Annotated in this window: 14 protein-coding genes and 1 riboswitch; of the genes, 2 read left to right on the top strand and 12 right to left on the bottom strand. The window is 29.6% G+C overall.

Annotated elements, in window-relative coordinates:
• Nucleotides 1–227: 227 nt before the first annotated feature.
• The 8 genes from LQE93_RS06550 to LQE93_RS06515 all read right to left on the bottom strand — a co-directional run bounded on the left by LQE93_RS06550 (nucleotide 228) and on the right by LQE93_RS06515 (nucleotide 15517).
• Nucleotides 228–449 carry a hypothetical protein gene (locus LQE93_RS06550; RefSeq protein WP_231072702.1) on the bottom strand — a complete coding sequence of 74 codons (222 nt, stop codon included), beginning with the start codon at nucleotides 447–449 and terminating at the stop codon, nucleotides 228–230.
• Between the two features lie 505 nt (nucleotides 450–954).
• On the bottom strand, nucleotides 955–2382 hold the full coding sequence (locus tag LQE93_RS06545; RefSeq protein WP_172675740.1) for a glycoside hydrolase family 32 protein: 1428 nt from the start codon (nucleotides 2380–2382) through the stop codon (nucleotides 955–957).
• A gap of 2 nt (nucleotides 2383–2384) precedes the next feature.
• Nucleotides 2385–3356 (bottom strand): carbohydrate kinase family protein, encoded by a 972-nt coding sequence (locus LQE93_RS06540; RefSeq protein WP_055264346.1) that lies wholly within the window; start codon nucleotides 3354–3356, stop codon nucleotides 2385–2387.
• Between the two features lie 370 nt (nucleotides 3357–3726).
• Nucleotides 3727–10578 (bottom strand): NPCBM/NEW2 domain-containing protein, encoded by a 6852-nt coding sequence (locus LQE93_RS06535; protein ID WP_231072700.1) that lies wholly within the window; start codon nucleotides 10576–10578, stop codon nucleotides 3727–3729.
• Between the two features lie 211 nt (nucleotides 10579–10789).
• A riboswitch (cyclic di-GMP riboswitch) is annotated at nucleotides 10790–10875 on the bottom strand.
• A gap of 237 nt (nucleotides 10876–11112) precedes the next feature.
• A complete protein-coding gene (locus tag LQE93_RS06530) occupies nucleotides 11113–11475 on the bottom strand; it encodes a hypothetical protein (protein WP_055264350.1) in 363 nt (120 codons plus the stop codon).
• A gap of 258 nt (nucleotides 11476–11733) precedes the next feature.
• A complete protein-coding gene (locus tag LQE93_RS06525; RefSeq protein WP_186838485.1) occupies nucleotides 11734–13110 on the bottom strand; it encodes a sucrose-specific PTS transporter subunit IIBC in 1377 nt (458 codons plus the stop codon).
• A 299-nt stretch (nucleotides 13111–13409) separates the two neighbouring features.
• Nucleotides 13410–14408 (bottom strand): LacI family DNA-binding transcriptional regulator, encoded by a 999-nt coding sequence (locus LQE93_RS06520; RefSeq protein WP_231072698.1) that lies wholly within the window; start codon nucleotides 14406–14408, stop codon nucleotides 13410–13412.
• A gap of 122 nt (nucleotides 14409–14530) precedes the next feature.
• Nucleotides 14531–15517: a Gfo/Idh/MocA family protein gene (locus LQE93_RS06515; protein WP_186838483.1), complete on the bottom strand. Its 987-nt coding sequence runs from the start codon at nucleotides 15515–15517 to the stop codon at nucleotides 14531–14533.
• A gap of 617 nt (nucleotides 15518–16134) precedes the next feature.
• On the opposite strand from LQE93_RS06515, the gene LQE93_RS06510 reads away from it, so the two are divergent.
• On the top strand, nucleotides 16135–17001 hold the full coding sequence (locus LQE93_RS06510) for an amidase domain-containing protein (protein WP_186838482.1): 867 nt from the start codon (nucleotides 16135–16137) through the stop codon (nucleotides 16999–17001).
• Nucleotides 17002–17124: 123 nt separating this feature from the next.
• Here LQE93_RS06510 and LQE93_RS06505 read toward each other — a convergent pair whose 3' ends face one another.
• The 3 genes from LQE93_RS06505 to LQE93_RS06495 form a co-directional block, all read right to left on the bottom strand.
• The gene (locus tag LQE93_RS06505) at nucleotides 17125–18300 is read right to left on the bottom strand and encodes an NAD(P)-dependent malic enzyme (RefSeq protein WP_231072696.1); all 1176 of its coding nucleotides are present in this window, start codon (nucleotides 18298–18300) and stop codon (nucleotides 17125–17127) included.
• Nucleotides 18301–18324: 24 nt separating this feature from the next.
• Nucleotides 18325–18933 carry a copper homeostasis protein CutC gene (locus LQE93_RS06500; RefSeq protein WP_055264362.1) on the bottom strand — a complete coding sequence of 203 codons (609 nt, stop codon included), beginning with the start codon at nucleotides 18931–18933 and terminating at the stop codon, nucleotides 18325–18327.
• 75 nt (nucleotides 18934–19008) lie between these two features.
• A complete protein-coding gene (locus LQE93_RS06495) occupies nucleotides 19009–19971 on the bottom strand; it encodes a N(4)-(beta-N-acetylglucosaminyl)-L-asparaginase (RefSeq protein ID WP_186838480.1) in 963 nt (320 codons plus the stop codon).
• A gap of 213 nt (nucleotides 19972–20184) precedes the next feature.
• Here LQE93_RS06495 and LQE93_RS06490 point away from each other — a divergent pair, with 213 nt between their 5' ends.
• Nucleotides 20185–21771, top strand: a complete 1587-nt coding sequence (locus LQE93_RS06490) for a sigma 54-interacting transcriptional regulator (RefSeq protein WP_231072694.1) — start codon at nucleotides 20185–20187, stop codon at nucleotides 21769–21771.
• Nucleotides 21772–21910: 139 nt separating this feature from the next.
• Here LQE93_RS06490 and LQE93_RS06485 read toward each other — a convergent pair whose 3' ends face one another.
• Nucleotides 21911–23293: an aspartate ammonia-lyase gene (locus LQE93_RS06485; RefSeq protein WP_231072688.1), complete on the bottom strand. Its 1383-nt coding sequence runs from the start codon at nucleotides 23291–23293 to the stop codon at nucleotides 21911–21913.
• Nucleotides 23294–23417 lie beyond the last annotated feature (124 nt).

The following is a 23417-nucleotide window of genomic DNA, read 5'->3' as shown; positions in this document are numbered from 1 at the left end:
TATCTGACTTTATATTTGAAAGAGTTGCCATAAATCTTACCTCCGATAGTGTTATTATCTATATTATAACACTATTTAAGACTTATATGCACATATCAACATTATTGTCTAACAGAGCCTAATATTAATATTAACATTTGACTGCGTTACAGCATTTTTTAATTGATTGTAATCAAATACATCAATATCAGTTTTAACTGTTGTTTTCTCTACAGATTGTGCAGTATCTACACTTTCTTTTTTTCTGCCAGTTCATACTCAAAATTAGTTTCTGTTTTATCAGTTCCTAGTTGAGTTTCATTTTCATTATTTTCTAATAACTCTTCTACAGACTCTATTACTTCTGTATTATCACTTACCTCTAGGAATTCATTCTTTATGGTATCAGCATAAGCTAAGTTATTTGAAACCATTGCAGTTATTAGTGTTCCTGCTATCACTTTTTTCATTATTTTACGTCCCCCCAATCTTAGCTTGCATAACTTCTTACACTTTCGCTAAAATTTATTGCTACATAATAAAAAACGCTTTTTAATTTACATATAAAAACATTATCATAAAATTATAATAACATCTCTACATATCTAAAATTAAAGAGCATACAACTGCACCTATATCACTAATTTTTTTTGCAGCTATCGTAGCTAAAAAATATAATATAGGCATTTACCATATAAATTTTTCTCTCATTAAATTTCTCATTATTTCCTCTTACCAAAACACTCTATCTTTTTCAAAACCTCCTATGTATTTATATTTTTTACCCGTTTCAAAAAATTGTGTTTATATTATATACTACACCATATAATTAGACAACCTTTAATTAAATATAAAATTACTTTTCATATAAACTACAGAAGTGATAGAGCCTATCCTTTGGTAAGTCCTACCACCTCTTATAACATCATCTTATTACTATTCATAAAAATTGTTACAACTCTTATAAATATATTTTTATATATTATATCTTATTATATCGGCTGTTCCATTACCTTCAATTTTAATGGTCTTATCCATTCCATCATTGTATATTCTAGTTGAAAATACTTCTTCTCCACCATTTAGGAATATTTCTAAAGAAGATTCATCTGAAAATACCCTTAGTGATTTTACTGACTCTATTTCAACGGCTCTCATATCTCTTCCGTATCCTGATTTTCCAAGCTCTAATTTAAATACCTTATCTTTAAATGAAAGTCTACAATCTTCTCTTAATTCTACAATAAAATCATTTGAATCATTAAACTCTATATTTAGTTCAAATGTATTCGATTCGAATATATCTTTATCTATTCTATCTTTTAATACAACATTTTTTATTTCTAGCTTGTCTTTTCTTAAAGTCTCTAGCTCCTTAACTGGAATCTGATATATTTTTTCATCTTTCAAAACTAATTCTCTTGGAATGCTTAGTTGGTGTTGCCAGAAGTTATCTATTGTAGGGTTCTTATGCTCTACTGCATCTGGAACTCCCATCCATCCTATAAATAATCTTCTACCTTTGCTATCTTCAAAACTTTGAGGTGCATAGAAATCAAACCCTCTATCTATTTCATCAAATTTTCCATGCTCTAAAACTTTTTTATTATCAGTAAAATGTCCTATAGTATATCCTGTTTGATAAACATTGTTATATTTATATCCCTCTGCTTCTACACCTTGTGGAGAGAACATAAATACTTCTTTATTATTTAATTTAAATATATCTGGACATTCCCACATATATCCCATTTTTTCTTCTTCCCCTGCTGGAATTGAATGAAGCTCCCAATTATAAAGATCTTTTGATTTATATAATAATATACATCCCTTATCATCTCTTGTTCTCGCTCCTAAAACCATGTAATAAATTCCGTCTTCTTCCCAAACTTTAGGGTCTCTAACATGGCATGACATATTACTAGGATAATCTTCATTTCTAAGTACTATAGTCTTTTCTGAAAAATTAACACAATCTTTACTAGTTACAAGAATAACATTATGCCCTCTTCCTGTATAAATATAATCATGTTCTCCTGGTTCCTTTGAATTTCCTGTGTAGAAGAAGTATACAGTACCATCTTTAACAAACGCAGAACCTGAATATACTCCGTCCTTATCTTCATATATGTCTGGGAAAATAGCTACTTCTTTTTCTTCCCAGTTAACTAAATCTTTAGAAGCATAATGCCCCCAAAACTTTTGTCCCCCCATTGGTGTAAGTGGTGAATATTGATAGAAGCAATGATACTCCCCATTAAATTCACATAATCCATTTGGGTCATTTATCCATCCAATTGGAGCCATTATATGATACTTATTTCTCCATTTATCATTTTTAACTATATCTAAATATTTTTCTTTACACTCTTTAATTTCATTTAAAAACTTTTCTTTAAGCATTATTATCTCCCCTGTATCATCGCTAAAACTTCTTCCTTAGTTGGTAATGCACCTATAGCACCTCTTTTACATACGGTTAATGCAGCTGTAGCATTCGAGAATGTTAATATAGCTTTAATTTTTTCTTCATCTAGGTTTACTAGTTCTTCTAATGAATATTCTTCATCTGCAACTTGGTATAAGAATGAACCTATAAATGAATCTCCTGCACCTGTAGTATCTTGAGCAACTACTTTAAATGAAGGTGAAAATACAGTAGTATTCCCAGTAATAAACTCTGCTCCATTAGTACCCTTTGTATAAATTATTACTTTAACATCACCTTGTAATAGGAATTCTAATGCTTTCTTTTCATCCTTAATTCCAGTTATAAATTCTAATTCCTCATCACTTATCTTTACTATATTTGCATATGGAAGGAATTCTAATATTGCTTCTCTGCATAACTCTGGCGTTTCCCATAATGGTAATCTAACATTAGGATCAAAACTTATTATACATTTGTTCTTCTTTGCAAATTCAATCGCCTTTCTATGAGCTTCCTTTATTGGAGCATTAATTAAACTTACTGAACAAAAATGAAGTATTCCTCCATCTTTAAATGTCTCTTCATCTATTTCATCTTTATTTAATAACATATCTGCACTAGGGTTCCTATAAAATGAAAAATCTCTTTCTCCATCTTCTTTTAATGATACAAATGCTAATGCTGTATTTGCTTCTTTAGTTCTTAAAATCCTTGAAGTATCTACTCCTAAAGGCTTAATTTCTTCTAATATGTGATCTCCAAAACCATCTACTCCAAGCTTAGTTAACATAACAGAGCTTCCACCTAGTTTTGATACTGCTGCTGCAACATTAAGAGGAGCTCCCCCTGCTACTCTTAAAAAGTTAGACACATCCTTTAATGCAACACCTTTTTCATGTGGTATAAAATCTATTAATGCTTCACCTATTGAAATTACTTTTTTCATTTTCTCTCCTCCTATACAAGTATGGGAACGTTCCCCTATATTCATAAAAAAATATATCAATAAACATATTTACATTTACTTCTATAAAATAATTATATACTTTTCTATACACTTAGTCTATATTTTTTAATTAATCATCCAACTCTTCTCACTATACATTTTTAATATAAACTATTAACCTATCATCAAATATCTTTCTTAATTTATACCTCTTTTCTTACCTCTTATTACCATTAATTATATATAAAAATATATTTACTATTAATTTATATGCATCTAAAAATAATCTACTATTATTAAAAGAGAGCTTATCTCTTTTAATAAGCTCTCTTTATAGTATAAAAATATTATTAACTAAATAAAATCATCTTTAGTTCGTTAGCATATATATAGTAGTTGCTTCATATTTTCCATCTAAGCTTTGGTATATTAAAGATACACTATTTACTCCACTATATAAAAGACCTTTATCTATAGAAATTTTATTGTCCTCTATCACTGATATTGCATCAATTGTCTTTGATCCTTCTACATTTGCAATCAAAACTTTCTTAGGCATCATTTTTTCACCAGTTATATCTATAACTTCCTCATCTATTGTCACCTTTCCATCAGTAACATATGCCATACCTACAGCTATATATTGTTCTATAACACTAATATCTGTTAGTTTTCTCAAACTACTTAATTGTGATAAATCTTGTATTTCATTATAATTTAAATTTAATGTTTCTAAATTTTTAGCATATTGTAAGCCTTCTAAACTGCTAATCATTAACCCTTCACCATTTAATGAAGTTAATCTGTACATATCACCTATAGTTATTGTATTTGATGTTAATTCTAAAGTTTCTTTAATAGCATCTCTTAAAATTCTATCTGGTACATTAATTACTTCATTTAAATCAACATTCATTTCTAAATTATCTATTGCAGAATATATTTCTTTTACCATAGAGTCTACTGCTTCTTGTTTTATAGATTTATCAACTAACATAGTATTTGCTCTTTCTAGAACTTTTTCAAGAACAGCTACAGTTTCTTCTGTATAAAGTTCCTTATCTATTAAAGCCACCTCATTAATTGCAGCTTGTAAGTCTGATAGCTTTACTAAAGCTTCATATACTTCATTCAATTTTGAATATAAATAGTCTATTTCCACTTGATTATATCCATCTGCTAAACTTATTTTTACCTCTTCTAATAAAACTTGAAGATTTGTAAAACTTTCTCCTGAATAAGCATTTATATCTAATTCATTTATTATTTCTAATAAAGCATCTAACTCTGCTCTATTAACTTCAACAGCTTCATTGTTTGCATAATGCAACTTTGCATCTCCCCATGTAGCATGGTCTGAACCATTTCCATTTCCGCCATCAGTTACAACAAGCTTTAACTCTTTAGCTCCATTTATATCTACTTCAACAAACTTTTGTATATCTTTAGAATTCATTAATCCTGAATCAAACTTCTTTTCTCCATCTACATAAACTTCAAAGCTTACTGAACCAACCGTATTATACATTTGTCTGTCTACTCCAACATATGAAGTGAAATAATCGTAATTCTTATCAGTTAAGTCATAAATTATTTTAGATGTTGAGTGAGCACCTATCCCTCTTTCATAAGCTACTTCTTTACCATTCTCATCTGTTAATCTCAATGTTCTTCCACTTATTGAAATATCCTTTTTAGGAGCAGTATAGCTATTTGAAGTTGACTTCCACTCATAATCTGTTAGATAAGAATAATCATTCATATCTACAACTGCAATTGTTCTTGTAGCTTCTACAGTATTTCCATCACTATCAGTTACTTTATAAGTTATAGGATATTTACCTGCTTTATTAAAGTTAACATTTCCACTAACTTCAATACTTGAAGTTAAATCACCATCTTCAATATCAGTTGCAGAGTATTCTTCATCTAATTCTATAACTTGTCCTAATTTAGTTGATACTGATTTTGGTATATTTAATACTGGGAAGCTAGCCCTTATAAGTTCTTCAGCTTTATTTAAATCTTCTTGGAATAAACTTGATGCTGGATGGTTTGAAACTTCATTTCTTAAAGCTTCTAACTTTTCTAATGTGTTATAGTTTTCCGTTACAATAGTTTTACTTTCATCTACAAATAATTCATTAGCTATTTTATCTGCTAATTCATCAGTTTTATAGAATGACATCTCTCCAATACTTGCCCATGAATCATAAGCTTCAACAAACTTAAATTTAACTCTTCTAACTTCTGTTTTAGCTATATCTATTTCAATAACATCATTTCTGCTACCAGTATATGAACCTATACCAGCTAAAACAAAGTCATTTCCTTCTGCTTCTGTTGAAACATAAATTTCAAATTTTGTAGCGAAGCCTTTTCCACCACTTCTTGCTTTATAAGCAATTTTATCAATTTCAGCAAGTTCACCTAAATCAAATATAACTTCATTTTTAAATGTAGAACTATTTGGCTTACCAGTTTCCCAATGGGTATTAACGTTATTATCTATAGCATAACTAATTCCACTACTTCCATAGTTCCCACCATTATTAGATACTGAAACTACTGGTATTTTAAACTTTTCATTATATGCTTCTAAATTATTGAATTGTCCATACTTAGATTTTACAACTTCAAACTCCTCATACACTGTTACATATGAAGTTTTTTCAACTAAGTTATTATCACTATCAGTAACTCTATAAGTAACTTCAAATCTTCCAACTTTATTTTCTTCAAAGTTGTTTGAAATTATTTCTATACTTGCAGTTAAATCTCCATCCTCAACATCAGTTGCATTTATACCTGCATTAAAATCTACTGATTCACCTAATTTATAGGTCTTATCTATAACATTTAAAGAAGGTTTAGCGTTATTAGTAGTTAACTTTGGATTAGCTATTACTGCATGGTCAGAAGTATTACCATTTCCTCCATCATTAACTTCTATAACTAACTCTTGAATACCCTTAATTGGAACATTTATAGCAATCATATTATCTGCATGTTTTATTACATCTGTACTAGCTAGAACTTCACCATCACCAATAACCTTAAATACTACACTTGAGTTGCTTTGAGATGCTATACTCATATCAATTCCAACTAATGCTTCAAAGTTATCATAATCTACATTTGATAAATCATAAGTTATCTTACCATTTGCATGTATTCCAAACCCTTTATCAAAAGTTTTTATTTCTCCATTTACTCTTCCCTTTATGTTAGAATTTCTTCTTGGAGTTCCATACTGAGTTGTAATGCTTGTCCAAGCTGTATCTGATAGATAATCATAATCACTTACAACTTCAACATTTACTGTCTTTGTGACAACTACGCCATTATCATCAATAGTATATTCTAATTGATAAATTCCTTTTTTATTTACATTTACTTCCCCATTTATAACTATATTTGAAGTTATATCTTCTCCATTGTAATTTAATGCTTTAACTAAATTTATTGGCTCAAATTCTTCTCTAAGTTTTATACTTATTGATTCTTGTTGTACACTTAAACTTGGAGTTAAAGAGTTTACTACTACTTCCTTCCCAGTATTTAATTTCTTATCGTAAGGTATAACAGTATAATTTGCAGATTCTCCTATATTTAATTCTGTATCCACGAAACTATTAGTTGAAGTAAATCCTATTAACTCACCATCTTTAAATATTTCGTAACCTAACACATCATTTTTTGAATTTTCATTAACATTAAATGATAATTTTACATTTCCATTTTCATTAAGAACATTAACATTTAATTCTGGATTACCATTAAATCCTTCACCTTCATACTCTATATAATCATAATTAGCATACCAAGTTTTTATATCTGGCTTTGGATATTTACTTAATAATTCTTTTGTCTCATCAGAAACCCAGAATCCATGTCTTTCGAAATGCTCACTTAAATCTAATTCTAAAGCTATACTAGAGTATTTTGCTAGCTGATTTAATTTATCATTTGCTGCATTTTCAGAATCTAAAATTACGTTATTTTCTCTATATTGAGCATTTACTTTTCCCCAATATCCTGGATATATCATTTCTAATTGCCAGAATACTGCTAAGTTTTCAAAATATCCACCTGCGTAATAGCTGTTATTATCCGTTGCTATAACATTCTTGAAAACATGACTTTCAAAAGGTATTCTTTTATTTGGTTTATTATAATAGTAAGATGAATTTTGAGGTATCATATTATTTGTAACTTCACCTATAGTTCTTACCCCTATATCAAGTTTATGGCCCATTTCATGGTCAACACCCCATCCACCTACACTAGTTAACATAGATACCATTACGTCACCTTGAACACCTATATGACCTCCAGCTGCATACATATATCCAAATGGTTGCGCTAATCTTATATTCTCCCTAGTATACTTAATATCATTATTTATACTACTTCCGTCCATTCCCAAATATTCAAATATCATATCCATATGATCATCATACATATTTACAGTATTCATTGGACCAAATTCTTGATTTATATAAGCTTCATATGCCCCTGTTGCAGTTCCTGTAAATACAAGATGGTCTGAAACTATTTCTGCAACATCTATCATTTTTCTATCCATAACATTTGGATTTTCTGCTTTGTCTGCATCAAGTCTTGCTTTATAATCTTTTAAAAGCTCTAAGAATTCTTGCTCATCAGTGTTTTTATCCATCATAGGAAATTGTTCACAACCTGATGCAAATCTTATAACAGGTGCTTTACTTTGTTGTTCTTCTGTATATGGATTAACTATATATACAGCTCCTCCTGGAGTTACATCATGTCTATACCATCCATCATTTTGACTAACAGCTGGTACAGTTATCACATTTTTACCTACATGTAAACTTACAGTTCTTCCCCAGCTAGCAAAACTTCCTTCCTGTTGTGAAAACATCAATTGTGGTAATGGTTGCCCTACTTCTGCATCAACATATACTGTTATTGTTTCTCCTGCCATAGCAACTATCCCAGTAGGTTGATTATTATTACCAAACCCAAACTTTAGATTATTATTTGCATGTGCATTTCTATCTCCATACTGTTCTGCAACAACAGTTTTAATAGTTTGCAACTCACCATTTATACATTCTTTGGCCATTTGTATATCTTTTAAATACACAGCAGATAATGGATGGTTACTAACCTCATTTTCAAATTCTATTAACTTTTCTATAGTATTAAACTCATCTGAAACAGTATCCATTAATCCATTTGTAAATAATGTTTTCATTTTTTTAGATACTAAATCTTCTTTATATAATCTTATATCTGAAATTGATGCCCAACCTTCATGAGCTTTATCAAATACAAACTTTACTCTTTTAGCCTTAGTAGCCTCAAATTGTATTTCTAACATATCAGTAGTTACTGTATAACTACCTTCTGTTACTTTTTGAAAGTTATCCCCTGAAGCAACTGGTGATATATATATACTAAACTGCTCCGCAAATCCTTTACCACCAACTCTTGATTTATAAGTTAATCTACTTATCATCTCTGCTTCTTCTAATGTTAATATAACTTCATTTTTAAAAGAATTACTATTTGGATTTCCAGTTTCCCAATGAGTATTTGTATCTTCATCTATTGCATACTTTATTGCAGAACTAGAATATTGTCCTCCATTGTTACTTATTCTCAAATTTTGAACTCTAAATACATCATCATATTCATTTATATAATCTGTATAAAAAGGTTCAAATTTAGATACATTAGCCGTTCCACTTTGAATTTTTCCAAATTCAACTAACTCTTTAGCTAGGTTTAACTTTTCAGTATATTCCGCTTCAAATGGATGCCCTTCAGCTTCTTCTATTAAACTATCAATAGCAGCAATTGTTCCAAATTCAGGATTAACTTCATTCATATTTTCATCTACAAACAATATGTCTATTTTTTGATCCAACTCATCTGGCATATATAAACCAAATTCAGAAGCTAAAGCCCAATTTTCATATCCCTTTTTATATACAAATTTTATTCTTCTTACTTCTGTTTCTTTAAACTTTATCTGTAATGTATCTTTAGTTGTAATACTAGTAGCTCCTTCTGATATTTTTTCAAAAGTATCTCCTTCTGATGTTCTAGATCCATATATCTCAAATTCCTGTGCAAAACCTCTAGAAACTAGGCTTGTATACATTATTCTGTCTATTGTTGTTAACTCATCTAAAGTTATTACTACTTCATTTGTATGGCTAGATGAATTTTGTTTTCCAGAATGCCAATTTGTATTTACATCTCCATCCATAGCTCTTGCTATGACATTAGAAGCATAATGCCCACCATTAGTTGTTATACTTGTAATTTTTTCTAAAGGCACTTTAAATAATTCATCATAATTATCTAATCTTTCATCATTAAATGATTTAAAATTAGCCACCTTAGCCTCTGTAAATTCCAACTTCTTTCCTTCTAATATTATTCTAGCATTATTAATATCCTCTGCTATTTCATTATATAATGGATGTGTACTTGCCTCTACATCAAAAGCTTCTAGTTTTTCTACTGTATTAAACTCTTCACTTAACTCATTCTTTGACTCATTAGTGAATATATTATTCATTTTATCTATTATATTATCTTCTTTATAAAACATAAATTCTGATGCACTTGCCCAACTATTTGCAGCTTTCTTAAATACAAATTTTACTCTTTTAAATTCTGTTGCCTCAAACTTTATTTGTACAATATCACTACTAGAGCCCGAATATTCACCACTTGCAACTAACTCGAAATCATCTGCATTTTCTGTACGTGATGAATAAATTTCTACCTCTTGAGCAAAACCTTTTCCTCCAGCATCTCTTCTTGCTGCATAAACAATCCTATTTAAAGTTTCAACTTCCTCAAATGTTATCACTACTTCATTTGTAAAAGTTGAACTATTAGGCTTTCCTGTTTCCCAATGTGTTTGAAAGTTTCCATCTATTGCTTTATCAATAGTACTTCCCGAATATTTCCCCCCATTATTACTTATAGATTTGATGTTAGAGTTATCCATTTTAAATACTTCATTATAGCTTTCTAAGTATTGGCTACTTTGTAAGCTGAACTTTGTTATGGTAGCTTGTCCCCCTAATGTTTTTTCATCTTGTGCAACTTCTATCCTTGCATTATTTAGCGTGTCTGCTAAAACATTAATAGGAGTAGAAATCATATTTGTTATCGTTGCTGCCAAGATAATCGTAGATAACTTTCTTTTTAACATTTGCATTTCCCCCTTGAAATAATTTTTATTCCCAGAGGAGTACATTAAAAAAAGCTACTCCAAAAGAGTAGCTTAATAATCATAAGTAATAATATTTATATAGTAGCCTTTATATTGATTCTTTATAAGTAAAAATACTCACTAAAAAATAAATATTAGTTCAAAATATATAAATTTACTAACCTTATAAAACAAAAAGTATAATGTACCCTTTGGCAACTGGCTGACATAGTTAAAATAACCTTAGTCCCTATAGCTTTGCGTCTCTAGATTTCCCTAGATTTGCCTATTTAATTTTCACATGTAAATAATACCATATTTTTCTACGGTAAATCAATATATTTATTTTATACTATTTTTTATTATTTAATAGTAACTTCTTGTATTCATTTTACTTTTTTTACATTGTTATCAATAGCCTCATAATTTATTATATTACATATCTTATTACATGTATCTAAACGTAAAGTAAAAAAGCTACTCCAAAAGAGTAGCTTAGTAAGTCAAAATTATAATATTTCTTATAATAATACATTAATAAGGGAAAAATGGATATGGGTACGGATATGGATATACTGGATAAATAAACGGATACCTCAATAAATCCAATCTGTTTATTCTATTGATTGGAAATTTTCTTCTTCTAAATCTTCTATATCTATTAGGGCCTTTATATCCCATAGGTTGTTGACGACTCATATTATCTCCATCATCAATTACTACATCTTCTCCAACTAACACTATGATTTCATCACTATCATCATCCACACCTTCAATAATTCCATCACAAGTACTTCCATCACTCATTATTAAGACAGCATGATAAGATAAATATGTTTTACATTCCTCTTTTATTGAGCTTAACTCCCTATAACATCCAACTACTTCCAAAGACATATAATTAACACCTCCTTTAGTTAATATGGTATTCTTATATGTCTATATTTGTTCTATATTATTTAATTATAATTAATATTCAGGTTAAAATTTATTATATTTCTTATCAAAACAATAATTACTAGCTATATATTATTCATTTTAATTTGCTAAACGTATAGCCTAATATATTAATACAAAAAGAAGAAATTGTCCTAAGACAATTTCTTCTCTTCATAACATTTAATTATTAATTTCTAATTAATAATTATTGATTTACTAAGCTTCTTCTTTAATTCCCATAAACATAGTAGCTACAAATGCAACACCTACTGCAATAACTAATCCTATTATATAGTGAAGCGTTGATCCTGAAGCTGTTATTGCCATACCCGGTATACCTGTAACACCAACTGCAGTCATTCCAACTTTCATTGCTACAACATAAGCTCCACCAATTGCACCACCTATTGCTGCCCCTATAAACGGAGTCTTGTATCTTAAGTTAACCCCAAAGATAGCAGCTTCAGTTATACCAAATAATGTACTTATAGCTGATGGTAATGCAATAGCCTTCATCTTTTTATTCTTTGTTAATAAGAATGCTGCGAAACACGCTCCCCCTTGAGCAACGTTTGCCATTGACCAAATTGGTAGTAATGTATTAACTCCTGTTTCAGCTAAAACACTAAGCTCTACAGCGTGGAAACTATGGTGGATTCCAGTAATAACTATTGATGAATAAGCTCCTCCGAATAAAAGCCCTGCAATTATTCCTAACTTATCTATTGCAAATGTTAAGAACGTACTAATTCCCGCACCGATAAAGTTAGCTGCTGGCCCTATAACTGCTAATGCTAAGAATCCTGTAACTAAAACAGTTATTAATGGAGTTAATAATATATCAAGTAATTCTGGAACAATTTTTCTAGTTCCTTTTTCTATATAAGACATTACAAAAATAACTATTAATATAGGTAATACTGTTCCTTGATATCCAAGTAAAGGCATATCAATTAAGCCTAAAACTTTAATAGTTTCATAACCAGTACCTTGAGTCCATGCATTTTGAAGTGCAGGGTGAATCATTATTCCACCAACTGTTGCTGCTAAGTATGGATTACATCCAAATACCTTTGCTGCACTAATTGCAACTAATATAGGTAAGAAGTTAAATGCTGCTGAACTAAACCAATCAAGCATCATCCACCACCAAGTATTAGAATATTGTTCTAATCCAAACTTACCTGCAAGCCCTAATAATCCCATTAAAAGTCCTGCTGCAACTATAGCTGGTATAATTGGAACAAATATATCTGATAATACTTTTGCTAATCTTTGTAATGGATTTAGCTTCTTAGCACCTTCTGCCTTTACGTCAGCTGTGCTCATCTCTTTAATTCCTGTAATATTTGCAAACTCAGCATAAACTTTATTTACTATGCCTTGCCCTATTATTACTTGGAATTGTCCTCCATTCATAAAAGCACCTTTTACTAAGTCTAAATTCTCGATTTCCTCTTTGTTAATTAAGCTCTCATCTTTTACAACTAATCTTAATCTTGTTGCGCAGTGTGCTGCACTAGCAACGTTTTCATTACCACCAATAAACTGTAATATTTTATTGGCACAATCAAAATACTTATTTGATCCCATCTTTACTTCCTCCTTGTAATTTAAAAGCTATGAAACACACTATTCATATATATCCGTATGTGTATACTTACAGTGTAATTTCATTTATTTAAAATCCCATACTCTACTTTAAAAAGTCTTTTTAATATTTTCCCCGCTTAGCTTCTTCATATTCCACTACACCAGGGAACGTTCCCACATTTTGCATAAGAAAATACTATCTTAAATATACTTAATATGTTTTTTTGATAATATTTATATTCCTCATTTAAAGGGAACGTTCCCATGCATAAGAAAATAATAACCTTTTCATAAGGTTATTATATACTGTCTCTTTCTATAAGTCCATAGTTAAGTTTAATATTTTTATACAAGTTTTTTGAGGAGTTTATTCCATTTCCTAGAATTTCGCACATTATTTCAGCACTTTTTCTTCCTGAAGTTTTATAATGAAAGTGAATTGTCGTTAATTTAGGCGTTATTACTTTTGATATTCTAGAGTCTCCCATTCCCATTACCACAACATCTTCAGGTACTCTATAATTATTTTCTCTTAAATACTCTATTACCCCAACTGCAATATTATCAGTAACTGCTAAAATTGCAGTAACATCTTTATCATTTTCCATTATTTCTTTAGCAAGATTATATCCACTTTCAGTTGAAAACTCTCCAATCTTTATATAATTTTCGTTTACCTTTATTCCTGACTCTATAATTCCATCAATATATCCTTTTGTTCTATAATGTCCAACTGATATATCTTCTTTATATACTCCAACAAAGCCTATATTTTTATGACCTTTATCTATAATATACTTTACACTATCTTTTGCAGCATTATAATCATCATGGTAAACTGATGGATAACCATTAATTTCTTGACCTACTACTACAATCGGAACTTGAACATCATTCATTACCTTAATATGAGCATCTGTCACCTTCGTTGCTATAAATATAATTCCATCGACATTATTATTTTTAAATATGTTTAGATATTCAATTTCTTTTTCTATAGATAAATTTGTGTTAGCAATAAGAACATCATATCCTTTAGGAGAAAATATATCTGTCATTCCTTCAACAACTCTTGCTATTGTTTCAGAACTAATTTTAGGAACTATAACTCCTATTAAATTTGTCTTCTTAGTTCTCATGCTCTTAGCATGTCTCTGTGGTTGAAACCCAGTTTCATCAAGTACTTTCTGTATCTTGCTTCTAGATTCTTCACTAACATATCCACTATTAAGATATCTAGATACTGTTGATTTTGAAACCCCAGCCAACTTAGCAATATCAATTATATTTAAAGCCATTTTCTTTTCTCCTTTTTCCTTACACAGTAACATTTCTTCTTTTACGAAGCAGACTTTTCCCTTTTAGCGAAATCTAAACCTTTCACCTTGAATTAGTCAACTTTTCAGTTTTTCATAGTAAACTAATTTCTGTCTGCTGGATATACAAGACCAATCTGTCTTCTTGCCTCATCCATTATTTCCATTACATTTTTAGAGAATTCTAAAGAATTAATCTTTGATTCTTTTTCTCCACTTTGTATTATATTAATAAATTCTTCAATTTCATAGCACATATTATGTTCTTCTTGATATTGAGTTAAATCTTCAACATTCCCATCTCTATATATAATCTTAACAGAGCCCATTGTATTTATTCTATCTATTATCATAGTCCCCTCTTCCCCCTGGATTTCTGTAGGAAGATGTGAATTAGATATTTTAGAATATATTACTGAAGCCTCCTTATCATCATACTTAAATATTATTGTTCCCTCTCCATCTGCTCCTGATTCAAGCATATAACTACTTGCCTTTATTTCATTTGGTCTTCCAAAAAGAGCTACCATAGGCGCTATAGTATATACCCCAATATCCATTAACGCTCCATTTGATAATTCTGGATTAAATGCATTTAATACTATTCCTTCTTTATACTTATCGTATCTTGATGAGTATTGACAAAAGCTTGCGAAGTATCTTCTTACTTTACCTATCTTGTGAATATTCTCCATGGCAACCTTAAAATTTGGCATAAGCGTAGTTTTCATTGCTTCCATTAGCACTACATTATTCTTCTTAGCAGCTTCTATCATTTTATTAACTTCTTTTGTATTTGAAGCAAATGCTTTTTCTCCTAATACATGCTTTCCATTATTCATAAATAATATAGCTTGCTCTGCATGTAGCCTATTAGGTGATGCAATATATACAGCATCTATTAAATCACTTTTCGCCATCTCTTCAAGACTAGTAAATGTATTTTGTACGCCATATCTATTAGCGAACTCTTTTGCTTTTTCTTCTGTCCTTGAGTAAACTGCTGTTAGTTTAAAATCTTTTACTAAACTTGCTCCATCTAAAAACCAAGTTGTTATATTATTTGTTCCTACAATTCCAAATCTAATCATCTCGCCATACACCTCTTTAAATTAATTTATAATTATCCTACTTTAACTAAATATATTTTACTTTATTAATACATCTACATAGTGTAAATATAGTATCTTAGACTATAAACATAATAATTAATAATATGTTTTTGTCTACTTTATTCATAAATCAACCCTATCCCAAAATATACTTAAAATGTACTGATTTATTTTTCCTATTAATATTAATTTTACCTTTATATTGAGTATATACTCAATAGTTAAGGGAAATATAATAAATATTATTTGATTTTTATAAGGAAACTCGCTACTCATATACATTCGTAGGAGTAACTTCAAATTACCAAATCATAGATTTGGATTTTCAGTTAAGGAAACTCACTACCCATATGCATTCGTAGGAGTATACTTAAAGCGTAACTGCAAGCTACCAAATTAAAATTTGGGCTTTTAGTTAACTTCGATTAACTAAATCAAAGATTTGATTTTTTAATTAAGGAAACTCACTACTCATATGCATTCGTAGGAGTACTCTTACAGAGTAAGTTCAAGTTACCAAATTAAAATTTGGACTTTCACTTAACTTCGATTAACTAAATCAAAGATTTAGAATCTCACTTAAAGAAGGTATAAAAATGAAATTTTTTAATAATGATAAGTATTTCTCAACACATCTTAAAAATTTTTTATATTTTATAGCTTATAGTATTTTTATTATTACTCTTTTCTTTCTTTTTGCTCTTAATATTTCTAAAACAAGCAATTTAAGTTCAAATAATTATGGTTTAGAAGATGAAACATTTGATGTAGGTAGTTTTAACAAAAATACTATTTCTCTTGAATTAAAGGCTACAGAATATATTTCAGATTTATTTTCAAAAAGAAATAATGCATTTTTAACTGGTGAGGTACATGATTTATCTATGTTTTATAACTTAACTCATACTAATAGTACCTATTCATTTAATAATGAACTCAAACGTATATCTTACTTAAGAGATTGGGCTATTGAACGTGGTATAATATTCACTTCTATAACCTCTAGTGTTACAATAAAGGATTTAAGAGATACTGGTGATATGATTACTTTCAAAGCTGATGAAAATTGTGAATTTAATTATGTTTACTACGATGATAACACTGTAAATACATTTAATGTAAACTTAATTCATATACTCTCTCTTAATAAAATAGATAATAGCTTTGAAATTGAAAAAGACTACTACTTAGACTTTTTAAATAATACCTCTAATAATTATGCTTATAATCTAAATGGAAGTCATTTAGAATTTTCTAAATCTTTTAATAAAAATTTTGTTATTACAGATAACCTTAATATTGGTGACATAGTATCTTATAAAAAGTTCAACTTTGTTGATCATAAAGGGGTGGTTTGTGGATATGATTCTAAAAACTATCCATTAGTAAACTCTACCACTATTAATTCTAATAACATACCTTTTGATTTAGGCTGGAAAGAAAAAAATATTTATAAGGAATAATAAATAAAAATATATATTTAAAGAGATTGTATTCTTATTATATAAATAATTAGATACAATCTCTTTACTAGTTATTATTTCATCGTTAAATTATCTAGTTCACTATTAATTTACTTATCTTTATTATTTTATTCTAGCAACACCACTATCAATTGCTGCTTGCTTTACTGCTTCTGCAACAGCTTTTGCTACATTCTTATTAAGTGCTTTTGGAAGTATATAATCCTCACTTAATTCTTCTTCTGAAACTTCATTAGCTATAGCATGTGCAGCCGCTAACTTCATTTCTTCATTTATATCACTTGCTCTTACATCAAGCGCTCCTCTAAATATACCTGGGAATGCAAGCACATTATTAACTTGGTTAGGAAAGTCTGATCTTCCAGTTCCTATTATTCTAGCTCCACCTTTTTTAGCATCCTCTGGGAATATTTCTGGTACTGGATTTGCCATTGCAAATATTATAGCATCTTTATTCATTGTACTTACCATTTCAGTTGAAAGAAGATTTGGTGCAGATACCCCTACAAATACGTCTGCTCCTTTAATTGAATCAGCTAAAGTACCATTTTCATTGTTAGGATTAGTTATTTTAGAAATCTCAACTAAAGATGGATCAGTGTACTCTTTATTTCTATCTATAATACCTTCTTTATTGAACATAACTATATTCTTTACTCCAAAGCTTAATAAAAGCTTTGCTATAGCAACTCCTGCTGCTCCAGCTCCACTCATTACTACCTTTAAATCTGAAGGTTCTTTCTTAATTATCTTTAAAGCATTCATTATTCCTGCTAAAACTACTATAGCAGTTCCGTGTTGGTCATCATGAAATACTGGAATATCTAACTTTTCTTTAAGTCTTCTTTCTATTTCAAAACATCTTGGAGCAGATATGTCTTCTAAGTTTATTCCACCTAAAGACCCAGCAATTCTAGATACTGTTTCTACTATTTCATCAGTATCTTTAGTGTTTAAAACTATTGGAAATGCATCTACATCTGCAAAGTTTTTAAATAGTATACTTTTTCCTTCCATTACTGGTAAAGAAGCTAATGGTCCAATATCGCCAAGACCTAAAACAGCTGTACCATCTGAAATTACAGCAACTGTATTACATTTTCTTGTATAGATATAAGCATTGTTTGGATCTTTTGCAATTTCTCTACAAGGTTCTGCAACACCTGGAGTATAAGCTAAGCTTAAGTCTTTTTCATTATCTACCTTAGCTCTTGAAACTACTTCAAATTTTCCTCTTAATTCTTCGTGAAATTTTAATGATTCTTCATATATACTCATATTAAAGCACCTCTATTTCTTTAATTAAACTACTTTACTACCATGAATCTCTACTGTATTTGTATATTCTAAAAGATAATCTCTATTTTCTTTAGTAACACTTTTACCTGGCATTATTGAAATTCTTCCATTTGCATACTCTGAAAATGCTTTTAATTCATCTTTACCTTCTATAGCATTTGCTTTTCCACCCTTTGTAAGAATTCTATTTATTCCTAACTCAGCCAATTTATCAATAGCTTTATATTTATCATCTATTTCATCAAATGCCATATGGAATGTAACACTTAAACCTTCGCATTCTTCTAGCAAAGCTTCTATAGTTTCTAAATCTATCTCTTTTTCCTTTAAAGCACCTATTACTACTCCATGAGCTCCTAGTTTTTTACATACTTTAATATCTTCCTTCATAATTTCAACTTCATCAGAAGAGTATTCAAAATTTCCACCTCTAGGCCTTATTATAACCATCACTGGTATATTAGTTTTTTCAACTGCAAGCTTTATAGTACCATAGCTTGGTGTAGTACCATCCTGCATTAAGTTATCACATAACTCTATTCTATTAGCGCCACGCTTTTCAGCTTCTATTGCCTCAATATAGTTACCAACACAAGCTTCATAAATAGCCATACTCCTATCCTCCCACTAAATAATAGTATTATAGAAACTCCCTAAGAAGTTTCTACATAAATTCTTAACTCTTAACTAATCAAAAGTCACTGGTGAGTTTATTCTCTTAATATAAGCATCTAACCATTCTTGACTAGCTGGTTCATATGTAGTAACTCCATTTTCTTGTTTATTACATACATAAACTTGTGGCTCTTCTCCATCTCTTACTACTGAGAATGAGAAACCAGCTATATTTGTAGCTGCGCCAAATTCACCTTTGTTATTCATACAAACTACTGATAAATCTCCTGATTTTCCTCTTCTTCTTGTTAATTCATCATGTAACTTTGAAACAGCTGTATCTGCAGCTTGTTGTGGAGTCATTCCTTCTTTCATTAATCTTACTATTTCATAAGATATACAACCTTTCATTAAGTCTTCTCCAAGACCTGTTGCAGAAGCTCCTCCAACTTCGCTATCACAGTAGAATCCTGATCCTGAAACTGGTGAATCCCCAACTCTTCCTCTTCTCTTCATGAATAATCCACTTGTGGAAGTAGCTGCCACCATAGAACCTTCTGAATCTAATGATATCATTCCTACTGTATCATGTCCATCATATGGGCTTAATCCTTTTTCTATTGTTTCTTTTCTTCTCTTTTCATAGAATTGCTTAGCTCTATCTGTTAGCATGTTAACTCTTTCAAATCCATTTTTATGAGCATATTCTTCGGCCCCTGTTCCAACTAAGAAACAATTAAATCTTTCCTCACTTAACTTTCTAGCTATGCTTATTGGATTCTTAAAATCTCTAATTCCTCCAACAGCTCCAATAGATAAAGTATTACCATCCATATATGCTGCATCTAATTCAACTTCACAGTTTTCATTTGGTAGTCCACCATATCCAACTGATTTGTATAATGGATAATCTTCTACCATTTTTATAGCTTTTTCTATAGCATCTCCTGCTGTAGCTCCATTATTTAAATCTTTTGCAGCTTCCGTGATTCCTTCTACTGCCATTCTCCATGTTGCAATCATTCCATATTTCATAATATCATCCTCCCAAACGTCCATCTTATATAATATATTTTAGCAATTTTTATGCCAACATAATTACCCATTGATTTCTATTGTAAGAGTGTTGTAAAATAATACATATTCAATTGTTTATTAGGAAAATCGACACACTTTTTTAAATTAACACACAAATTAACACTATAGATAAGATTCGTTGTATACAATTACATCTGAGGGGTGAGCTTTATGAAGAGAATTGATCTAATCCTAAACTCTATAGAACGTCTTGATAAAGGACAAGGTGTTACTACTATAGAAATAAGTAAAACATTAAACCTAGAACGTTCTAACGTTAGTAAAGATTTAAACAAACTAGTTTCACTAGGTAAACTTTACAAAAATTCATCAAGGCCAGTAAAATATTTTTTAAATTCGCCTAATGTCATAAATTTTTCTGCGAGATCTTCTATAGATAATCTTGCTTATTTATATCCATCATTAGCACCAGCAATTAAACTTGCTAAAACTTCTATTATTTATCCACCAAATGGTATGAATTCACTTATAATAGGTGATACAGGCGTTGGTAAATCAATGCTAGCAAAGCTTATGTACGAATATGCACAATCACTTTCGCCATCTGAAACGATGCCTTTTGTACATTTTAATTGTTCAGATTACTCTAACAATCCACAATTGTTAAGTGCACATCTTTTTGGAGTTAAAAAAGGTACATTTACTGGAGCTAATGAAGATAGACCTGGTCTAATTGAACAAGCTGATGGTGGCTTCTTATTCTTAGACGAAATACACAACCTTCCAAGCGAAGGTCAAGAAATGCTATTTGTATATATGGATACAGGATATTTCAAAAGGTTTGGTGAAGTTTCTAAACAGCTAAAATCAACTACAAGAATTATTTGTGCAACTAATAAAGATATAAACTCATCTTTATTAGATACTTTCATAAGAAGAATACCTATAAAAATAAGTCTTCCCGGACTTAATGAAAGACTTCTTGAAGAAAGATTAACTTTAATTGAGTACTTTTTAAAAGAAGAAAGTTTGAAATTAGATAAACCAATATTAGTTTCATACAACGCAATGTTATGTCTATTATCATATCATTGCCAATATAATATAGGTCAGCTAAAAAACGATATTACCTTAGTTGTTGCAAATGCCTTCTCTGATTATTTTATAAATAATAAGAAACAACTTAAAATTAATAGTCCTGATTTACCAGAGCTTATTAAGAGTATGTCTAACTCTCCATTAATAGAAGAAAAAGAATTATTAAATTCTCTAAACTTTGAACATGGATATATTACATATGATGCAAGTACAGAAATCACAAGTCACTCTTATGTAAAACAACGTCATGTTATATTAGGTTGTTTTACAAACTTAATAAAAAACATAGATAATATCGTGATAAATAAGGATACTCCTAGAGAAACTATAAATAATCTTTTTGAAATATATTTAAATATTATTAATGATAATAAAAGTAATTATAGATTTTCATTAAATGACTCTGCATTTAAGCAATTTGTAGATGAAGCTTCATTAAGCAACGAGTCTATAAAAAGAGCTTTTGAAACTAGTAGAATCGAAGAATTTTTCAAGATTCATATTGATTTAATTTATGACAGAATAAATTTGCTAAACTTTAATCCATTACCTGTACTAAATAGATTAAAGTCTTGTTTCAATAAAGAATACAATTTAGCATTTGATATTACATCTGTTATGGAAAAAACATATAATATAAATATTTCTTCAGTTGAAGTGCTATTTTTAGTACTATTTTGTATTTATATAAATCAGTAACTACGTTAGATAAAGGTTAGCTATAGCAGATTCATATCAAACACTTAAGAATTAACTCTAAACTATTAACTGTTAGCTCTTAAATAAAATAAAAGGCTGTGCTTACACAACAGCCTTTTATCATGTTTATGTTTAAGTTTTAGTAAGTTAGCATTTTTTCAACATTTAGTAAGCTTACAATTTCTGAAGAGCTAAGCTCTGATTCTTCTTCAGCAACTTCTTTAACTTGTTTTCCTGTATAAAGTGCTTTTTTAGCTATTGCTGCAGCTTTTTCATATCCTAATACTGGAGCTAAAGCTGTTACAATCCCTATACTTCCTTCAACCAACTCTTTACATCTCTTAACATTTGGTTCAATTCCTAAAACACAATTATTTATAAATGTATCTACCCCATTAGATAAAATATTAATTGATTGATATAGGTTATATATTAATACTGGATAGAATGCATTTAACTCTAGTTGTCCTGATTGAACAGCCATAGATATAGTTAAATCATTTCCCATTATTTGAAACGCTATTTGCTTCATTACTTCTGGTAAAACAGGGTTTACCTTTCCTGGCATTATTGAAGAACCATTCTGTTTTGATGGCAACTTTATCTCTCCAAATCCTGTTCTTGGCCCTGAAGACATAAGTATTAAATCTCCAGCAATTTTGCTTATATTAACTGCACAAGTCTTTAATTGAGATGATACTTCTGAATATTTATCTAAATTTTGAGTTCCATCAATTAAATCTTCCACTTGATAAACATTTAATCCAGATACATTGCTTAATTCATCAACAACTGTATCCATATACTTTCTACTTGCTGTAATACCAGTTCCTACTGCTGTACCACCTAAGTTAACTCCTAATAGCTCTTCTTTAACAGCATCTATTCTCTTAACATCTCTTCCTATAGCTCTTGAGAAAGCTTTAAATTCAGCTCCTAAACTTATTGGAACTGCATCTTGCATTTCTGTTCTTCCCATTTTAACTATATCTGCAAACTCTCTTGCTTTTTCACTAAAAGCAATTTCTAATGCCTTAAGATTATCAACACATTTAACTAAATATTTATAGGCTGTTATACTTCCTGCTGTTGGTATAACATCATTTGTAGATTGTCCCATATTTACATGATCATTTGGATGTATTGGATAATATTCACCTTTTGCATGACCTAATATCTCATTTGCTCTATTTGCAATTAGCTCATTCATATTCATGTTTAAAGAGGTGCCTGCTCCCCCTTGAATAGGATCTATAATAAATTGGTCTATAAATTGTCCAGCAATAACTTCATCACATGCTGTTACAATAGCATTAGCTAATTCTTCTTTTAATTCACCAGCTTTCATATTTGCAATAGCACACGCCTTTTTAACAATAGCTAAATCCTTTACAAACCTTTCATCAACATTTAAACCTGTAATTCTGAAATTTTCATACCCTCTTAAACTTTGTACTCCATAATAAGCGTCCTTAACTATTTCCTTAGTTCCAATAGAATCTCTTTCTACTCTAAAATCCATTGTTATTTCCTCCTAAAGTAATCTTTAAAATAAATATCTATACTATTTACTTTAGCAAAAGCCGTGCCATTTTAATTTTCCTACGGTTTTTCTTAGTATTTTTTTAATAAATAACTCTTTTAAC

It is taken from the genome of Clostridium sp. NSJ-145 (genome assembly GCF_021044725.1).
GTDB lineage: Bacteria > Bacillota > Clostridia > Clostridiales > Clostridiaceae > Clostridium > Clostridium disporicum_B.
Note: the sequence above shows the minus strand (reverse complement) of the source record. Positions and strands in the feature narration are given on the sequence as shown.